This window comes from Synechococcus sp. R6-7 (assembly GCF_047461695.1).
Lineage (GTDB): Bacteria > Cyanobacteriota > Cyanobacteriia > Thermostichales > Thermostichaceae > Thermostichus.
The window spans coordinates 1-7,741 of the sequence record NZ_JANSHS010000393.1; the positions used below are offsets into that span (position 1 = coordinate 1).

The following is a 7,741-nucleotide window of genomic DNA, read 5'->3' on the forward strand; positions in this document are numbered from 1 at the left end:
TATTTTCAGTATAGTTGAGCTTATTATTGATTAGAGTCATGCTCCGCAACGCTGACGCGACTGGGCTCAGTCCTAACTTTTTGCGAAAATAAGGGTTCTCAAAAAATGGGGTTCAGCAGTCTCTCGACCGGTTTGAAGTCGGGATCCCTTCCCAACTGCCGTCGATCTCTGATTAGGCATTGATTATACCCAACTTGGGCAAGCTGCCAAGCCGGAAAAAACGCTGCCCTGCTGACGCGAGCGGCAGATAGAGACCTTATTGAGGGATCACGGCGACAGCGCTATTGCCTTGGTGTCCGGTGCATTTAGCTAGACCGCCGGGGAGCCCCGCCCTCTGTGCATCAGCGTGAGTGCGGGAGTATGTCACTGCTGCAGGGATCCTATCCAAGTTGGTATTGTGTCTTGGGTCTTTTCTTGAGCGGGGGGGAGTTGAAACTGGATGCGCGGCTGCCCTACCCCATAGGTGAGGGTGTAGCTCCACTGCAGGCAGCGCAGCCACAGGCGGGGGTAACGCGCTTCTAGCCAGGGCTGCAGGCGACGCAGCAGATTTGGAAGCCAGCCCCTGAGCAAAGCAGAGGTCAAGGCCAGGCCGGTATAGCTGAGGTAGGTGGGTAGCCACTGGGCAAAGCCTTTGGCCCCTACGGCCTCCCAGATCCACAGCAGCAGCCGTGGGTTTTGTAGGGCAGCTTTGATGGCCATGCGGTTAAAGGCCAGCCAGCCAGCCCGGTCTTTGATGAAATCGTCCACCACCTCCGGCGGCTCGGTGGCGAGAATGCCGAAAAAGCTGTTGAGAGTGGCATTGATGCGCTCGGGGGGCAGCACCTTGCCGGTGGGCACCATCATCCCCCGCGAGAAGAGCCAGGTGACGGCCGAGTTGCCCTGGTAGGCCCGGATCTGGGCTAAGTCCGCCGCCCTGAGCAGGTCGTGGCGCAGCGCCGTATCCAGCAGATCGCACAGGCGGGGGCAATTGCGCACCAGGGATCCAAAGCCGGTAAAGCTAAGGGGCGATTGCATAGCCGCCGCATCCCCTATGAGCAGTATCCGGTCAAAGGGTTCCGAAGACTCCGCCCCGCTGCCGCGAACAGGGTGCCGGGGCTGGCCAAATCGTCCGGGGATATAGCCGAAGGTCGCTTTTTTCCACTGCAAGCGCTCTGGGTCGCAGCGGCGGTATTCCGGCAGAATAGTGAAAAAATCTTCGTACAGTTCCAGCAGGGATCCGGGGTTTTCTGGATGCACCTGGTGGTAGTGGAACAGGTAGAAGGTGAGATCTTCGCCTGGCCCGGGGAACAGCTCCCAAATGAGTTGCCGACCGCGGCTGATGTCCCCATGGCTGGCCAGAATGTCCCCAAATTGGGGATCCCATACCCCTGGCTCAAACCCCCCCGCAATGGTAGCCCCCACCGTGGGGCAGACGCTATCAAAAGCCCGATGGCGGTAGAGCTGCTGGGCAATGGGAGAGACTGTTCCCATAGCATCCACCACAAGGCGGGATCCCAGCCGAAACTCCTCGCCGGTGGGCAAATCCTTCAAAACCAGCGTGACGCCTTGTTCGCCAACATAGGCCCGCTGAAACTCGGTGCGCTCGTAGATAGCTCCCCCGCAGGAAGTGAGAATTTGGCCACAGAGCTGCAATAGCTTTTCCGCGTCAATGGCCAGATTGAGTACCGTCGGCGTGTGCAAAACGGGAGCGCGAACCGGGCTATTGCCGTCAAAAAACTTGTTGAACCCATCCGTGTATTCCCGCAGGATCAAGCTCTCCATCTGCTCGGCGCTCAAAAGGCCCAAATCCACCAGGGTTTGCAGCTCCCGCCGGGAGATGTTCCACTCGCGGTTCATGCGGCCAAAAGGGAGTCGCTCCACCAAGGCCACGCGGTAGCCCAAGCGAGCCATGGCCGCTCCATAGATGGCTCCCAGCGCTCCTCCCACGATGGCCAGATCCCACTCCACTGGGGCCGGCTCAGGGCCAGGCTGGCGAAACAAGACCGGCTGAGCAGGGCGGTGGGCTGCGTGGCAATGTTGCACTTCTTCCCGCCAGCGCTTTTCCCACCAGTACACCCGCTGCAGGTCAAATTCTCCATTGGGGATCCGCCGAAAATACTTCACCGTTTGCGGGTAGAAAGGCTCAAGCTGATCGAAGATGGATCCCCGGTTCAGGTCGATCTGGGGCAACTGCGGGTAGCGGTGGGGAAATTGGCTTTGGATGGCCTGTTCCAGCTCTCCCAGCCAGCGAGCTTGGCGGGGGAAGGGCTGTTCCGACCACTGGAACACCTTGAGATAGGTAGTGTTCAGCCCCGACCACAAGAAAAGGGCCAGCTCAGCGCCGGATCCCTGTAGGCGCAAGCCTGTGGGGGTGAGAACCTTCTGGCTGCCCTGCGGCAGAGGGGTACACTCCTGTAGCCAGCGCAGCACTTGAGCACTATCGGGGCAAGGGATCTCGCGGTAGTAAAGGGAAGTAAGCACGGCGCCGAGATAAGAAACCGAGCAAATCTTTACCCATTGTGACATGAGGGGATCCCTCCCTTTGCCGATCCCAGGGATCACCCCCTACCCAGGTTTCCCCCCAGCTGCAGATCTGCAGGGGTGTTGCAATTGGTGAGCATCCTCTCAAGGGACTCCGTCCCGCTGTCGGGAACGGTCAGGGGCAGGATGGCTGTTGGCACCTGGGACAACCAGCCCTGAAAGGATCTTCCTCCTGCCTGCAAGAAACTCTCCAGAGAACCTAGCTGCGCCAGGCGATAGAAGCCACACAGGGGCTCCCAGCCCCGCTGACTTTTGGGCAGGGCGGCCACCGTCTGAGGGGGCAGGGTGGCAAGGCGCTGTCGCCAATCCCCAAGAACCTGCTCCTGCAAGCAGGGCAGATCGCAGGCCAGCAGCAGGATCCACTCCGGGGGAGCAGCCAAGGTTTGTAGCCGCCGGATCCCCTCTTGAAAGGCCAGCAGCGGGCCTCGGTGTTGCTCTGCAACGCTGTCGCGGCTGTGAACGTTTTCCCGCCAGAGATGCCAACCGGGATCCACCACCGACGCATAGCGCTCCGGCCAGGGGGTGAGGATGTAAACCGCGTCGGCGCAGGCTGCTGCCACCTGAGCCACCCGTCGCAGCAGGGGGATCCCATCCCAAAGCACCAGGGCTTTGTCGGATCCCATGCGGCGGCTGTTGCCCCCGGCCAAGATCAGAGCCACGACCGCAGGCGGGGAATCTTCAGGCATTTTGGACATCCAGTTTTCCACAACGAGCAGCAGGTATTTGTGGAGGAATAGGATAGGGATCCCATCCTCTCCTCACTCTAGCCGCTATGTCTGAGCCCTCTGGTCGTCTGGTTTGGAACCACTCCACCCACATCTCAGGGTTGATCCCTGTTTTGGAACGCCTGACCCGGCAGGCGGGCATTAAAACCGTGACGCCGGGCGCTCTGTCCTGCAGCCGTGGGCGGATCCCCCAGTTGCAGTTGCGGGTTTCGGTGCCGATCCGGGGCGGGTACAAGCTGGTGGCCCGCAAGGGAAGCAGCGTGCAAGAGGTGTTTGTGGTAACGGATCTCAGCCAAACCGAGCTAGAGGCGGCTATTCTCCGCTGTTTGTAGTCAACTGTTTGTAGTCAACCGAGCCTCGTTATTGCTCCGCAACGCTGTCCCGACCCAGAACTTCGTCCTGCTGGGGCAAATGGCACATCAGTTGAGGATGAGTTAGCTATGTCTCGTGCTAGTCTCAAGCCCGCCCGTATCAGCGCTGTTTTACCCGGATCCCTGGCAGCAGAAGTGGGCATCCAACCTGGAGAGGTCCTGGTCAGCATCAACGGCGAACGCCCCCGCGATCTCATCGACTACCGCTTCCTGATCGCTGAGGAGTGTGTAAGCCTGGAGATCTTGAATAGCCAAGGGATCCCGCGCACAGTTGAGCTGGAGAAGGGGATCGACGAGGATCTGGGGCTGGAGTTTGAAACGGCCCTGTTCGATGGCCTGATCCAATGTGCCAACGCTTGTCCCTTTTGCTTCATCGACCAACAACCTCCGGAAATGCGGGCAACGCTGCACCTCAAGGACGACGACTACCGCCTCAGCTTTCTCTACGGCAGCTACCTCACCCTCACCAACTTGCCTGCTGCCGAATGGGAGCGCATCGCTCGCCTGCGCCTTTCTCCCCTCTACGTGTCAGTGCATGCTACCGACCCGGAGCTGCGCAGCCGCTTGCTCAAAAACCCGCGGGCTGGCCTGATTTTGGAGCAGTTGGCCTGGTTTCGCCAGCATCGCTTGCAACTGCACGCACAGGTGGTGGTCTGCCCAGGCTGGAACGATGGGGATCACCTCACCCGCACACTCCTCGATTTGGCCGCCTTTCGCCGGCCCGTAGACGGGATCCCCACCGTCCTCTCGGCAGCAGTGGTGCCGGTGGGGTTGACGCGCTTTCGCCCCCCTGGTGATGAGCTGGTTCCTGTCGATGCGGCCAAGGCCCGAGAAGTGATCCGGCAGGTGGAAACTTTGCAGGTCGGGTTTCGGCAAACATTGGGATCCACCTTTGCCTGGCTGGCCGATGAGTGGTATCTGCTGGCCGGGCGGGAACTGCCACCGGCAGAGCACTATGAAGATTACCCGCAGCTGGGGAACGGGGTAGGCTCCCTGCGGCTTTTCCTCAGCCAGTTCGAGCAGCTCAAACTGCCGCCTGAGCTCCCTTCTCCCCTCAAGGTTCTGTGGGTGGTGGGCAATGCCGTAGAGCAAGCCTTCCAGCCTGTGGTGGAGCAGATGAACCGCATCCGCGGGCTGCAGTTGGATCTTTTGCCTATTGCCAGCCAATTTTGGGGCCAAACCCTGACGGTAACCGGGCTGCTGACGGGCCAAGATGTCTTGAATGCCTTGAAATCGGTTGAAAACTTGGCGGCCTACGATGGGCTGCTGCTACCTCAGATTGCCCTTAAGGATGGGGAGCGCTTTTTGGACGATCTGACCTGGCAAGAGGTGCAGGCCCAGGTGGGGATCCCGGTGGTGCGGGTGGACGGCGGGCCGGCAGGCTTGGTGCAGGCGGTGCAACAGCTAGAACAGGGCTATGCCTACGGCACCCTGTGTTGTTCCGCAACGCTCGGGCGAAGGGAAACTGCACCGCTGACGCGACCAAGAACAGCTTTGAGCCGAGGATCCTGAGGCGATGCAGAGGTTGCGGCGAGGATTGCTTCTGCTGCTTTGGGTGGGGCTGGGGATCCTGGCCATCACGGCTTTGGCCTCTTTCTATGTAGATCTGGCTTGGTTTGCCGAGCTGCATGCTCTGCCGGTGCTGTGGACGCGGGTGATTGCCCGCTGGGGGCTGGGCCTGGGCGCTTTCCTCTTTGCCCTGGCGGTGACGGGATCCAACATCTGCTCCTGCTGGCGGGGGGCAACCTTGGCTGGGGCCTGGGCGATTGCCACAGGTTTGAGTGTTTTCTTTGCTTGGTCTCTTTCCAATCACTGGTTCACGCTGTTGCTCTGGCTGAACCAGGGGCCCGTCGGGGAGTCGGATCCCATTTTCAACCGCGATCTCAGTTTTTTTCTCTTCAGCCTGCCTTTCTGGGAGACGCTGCAGCAGTGGTGCTTCAACCTGGTGCTGCTCACCTTGATTGCCGTTGTCCTCATCTACTTGGTGGAGCTGGGGCTTTCCGAGCAACGGCTGACCTTGGCCCTCTCTCTCTATGCCCAGCGGCACCTGCTGATCTTGGGGGGATCCCTGTTTCTCATTCGCGCCTGGGGCCATTGGCTGGAGCGCTACGAGCTGCTCTATTCCACCCGCGGCGTTGTGTTTGGGGCCGGTTTTGCCGATGTGCATGCAACCTTGCCGGCCACGACCTTGATGAGCGGGGTGGCGGGCTTGACGGCAGTGGGGTTCTGGGTTTTGGCCCGCCAGGGGATCCGCCTCAACCTTCCTTTCCTCAAGTCCTGGTGCCCTTCCTGGGCCAGCTCTCTCCTGGCGCCGGCCATCCTCTGGGGGGCCTACCTGGGGTTTGGGCTGCTAACCACCCAACTTTATCCCCAACTGGTGCAGACCTTCTTGGTCACCCCCAACGAGCTGGAGCTGGAGCGCCCCTACATCGAGGACAACATCCGTTTTACCCGTGCTGGCTTTGGCCTGGCCGATGTCGAAGTCCAACCCTTCCCGGAAGGGGGATCCCTGACCTGGGAGATCCTGCAGCAGAATCAATCCACCCTAAGCAACGTGCGCCTCTGGGATGCGGATCCCCTATTGGCCACCTACCGCCAACTGCAAGAAATCCGCCCCTACTACCAATTTCCCTATGTGAATGTGGATCGCTACCGCATTGGGGGAGAATTGCGCCAAGTTATGCATGCCGCCCGCGAGCTGGACTTTGCCCAGGTGCCCCCCGCCGCCCAAACCTGGGTTAACCGGCGGTTTTTTTACACCCACGGCTATGGCCTCACCCTCAGCCCGGTGAATGTGGTGACCCCTGAGGGCCTGCCGGATTTTTTCCTATCGGATATCCCGCCGCGGGTTTCTCCTCGCTACCCTGAGGTGGCCTCCGTCTTGCGGGTGGAGCAGCCGGCCCTCTACTATGGCGAGCTGACCACCACCGATGTTTTCGTGGGCGCTGAGGCGCGGGAATTGGACTACCCTGCAGCAGAGCGCTATGTGTACAGCAGCTACCGGGGCAGCGGTGGCGTGCCCATTCCCCACCTCTGGCAGCGGTTTCTCTACGCCTGGCATTTTGGCGATCTGCGCATCCTTCTCAGCCGCGAGCTGTCTTCTGCCACCCGCTTTCTCTATCGCCGCCAAATCCGCGAGCGCATCCGTCGGGTGATGCCCTTTTTGCTCTACGACCGGGATCCCTACCTGGTCATTCAAGGCGGCAAGCTCTACTGGTTTTTCGATGCCTATACCACCAGCAGCCGCTACCCCTACTCGGAGCACCTGCCCGGCTTTCCCTTCAACTACATCCGCAACTCGGTCAAGGCGGTGATGGACGCCTACAACGGCAGCATCGATTGGTACATTGCCGACCCTCGGGATCCCCTCATCCAAGCCTACGCCCGCATCTACCCCACCCTCTTCAAGCCTCTGGAGGCAATGCCGGAGCCGCTGCGGCAACACATCCGCTATCCCCAAGACCTCTTCCGCCTGCAAGCGCAGCAGTTTGCCACCTACCACATGACGGATCCCCGCCTCTTCTACAACCGCGAGGATCAATGGCAGATCCCCGGCCAGTTCCGCAATCGACGGCGCATTCCCATGCAGCCGCAGTATCTCATTCTCACCTTGCCGAGGGATCCCCAAGGGGTTGCAAACCACACTCCTGAGTTCGTCCTCCTCTCCCCCTATGCCCCTGTTAACAAGCAGAACATGGTGGCTTGGATAGCGGCCCGCTGCGACGGGGAAAACTACGGCAAGCTGCTGGTCTACGAATTTTCCAAGCAACGCCTCATCTATGGCCCGGAACAGGTGGAAGCACGGGTCAATCAGGATCCCTTAATCTCCGAGCAAATTTCCCTCTGGAACCAGCATGGGTCGCGGGTGAACCTGGGCACGCTGCTGGTCATTCCTATCGAGACTTCTTTGCTCTATGTTCAGCCCCTCTACATCGAAGCAGAACAGGGCCGCTTGCCTCAGCTCACCCGGGTGATCGCTGCCTACGAAGACCGGGTGGTGATGGAACCGACTCTCGGCCAGGCCTTAGAAGCCCTCTTTCTGCCGAGGGGCAGCCGATAGAGAAAGGGATCCCCTCCTCATTTTTGAGGCAGGTAGTTGACGAAACTTAACGGATGTTTTAAGTT

The 7,741-nt window shown here is 60.1% G+C and carries 5 protein-coding genes; 3 read left to right on the top strand and 2 right to left on the bottom strand.

Annotated elements, in window-relative coordinates; translation table 11 throughout:
• Positions 1-363 precede the first annotated feature (363 nt).
• Both NW815_RS11405 and NW815_RS11410 read right to left on the bottom strand, forming a co-directional pair.
• On the bottom strand, positions 364-2,460 hold the full coding sequence (locus NW815_RS11405; RefSeq protein WP_414416024.1) for an FAD-dependent oxidoreductase: 2,097 nt from the start codon (positions 2,458-2,460) through the stop codon (positions 364-366).
• A gap of 77 nt (positions 2,461-2,537) precedes the next feature.
• A complete protein-coding gene (locus NW815_RS11410; RefSeq protein ID WP_414387884.1) occupies positions 2,538-3,215 on the bottom strand; it encodes a molybdenum cofactor guanylyltransferase in 678 nt (225 codons plus the stop codon).
• Between the two features lie 77 nt (positions 3,216-3,292).
• Between NW815_RS11410 and NW815_RS11415 the strand changes: the two genes are divergently transcribed.
• Genes NW815_RS11415 through NW815_RS11425 form a run of 3 tightly spaced genes read left to right on the top strand, consistent with a single transcriptional unit; the run spans position 3,293 to position 7,676 of the window.
• Positions 3,293-3,577 (top strand): DUF2103 domain-containing protein, encoded by a 285-nt coding sequence (locus NW815_RS11415; protein ID WP_011432039.1) that lies wholly within the window; start codon positions 3,293-3,295, stop codon positions 3,575-3,577.
• A gap of 30 nt (positions 3,578-3,607) precedes the next feature.
• Positions 3,608-5,128 (top strand): TIGR03279 family radical SAM protein, encoded by a 1,521-nt coding sequence (locus NW815_RS11420; protein WP_414387886.1) that lies wholly within the window; start codon positions 3,608-3,610, stop codon positions 5,126-5,128.
• Positions 5,129-5,132: 4 nt separating this feature from the next.
• The gene (locus NW815_RS11425) at positions 5,133-7,676 is read left to right on the top strand and encodes a UPF0182 family protein (RefSeq protein WP_414352123.1); all 2,544 of its coding nucleotides are present in this window, start codon (positions 5,133-5,135) and stop codon (positions 7,674-7,676) included.
• The last annotated feature ends 65 nt before the right edge of the window (positions 7,677-7,741 follow it).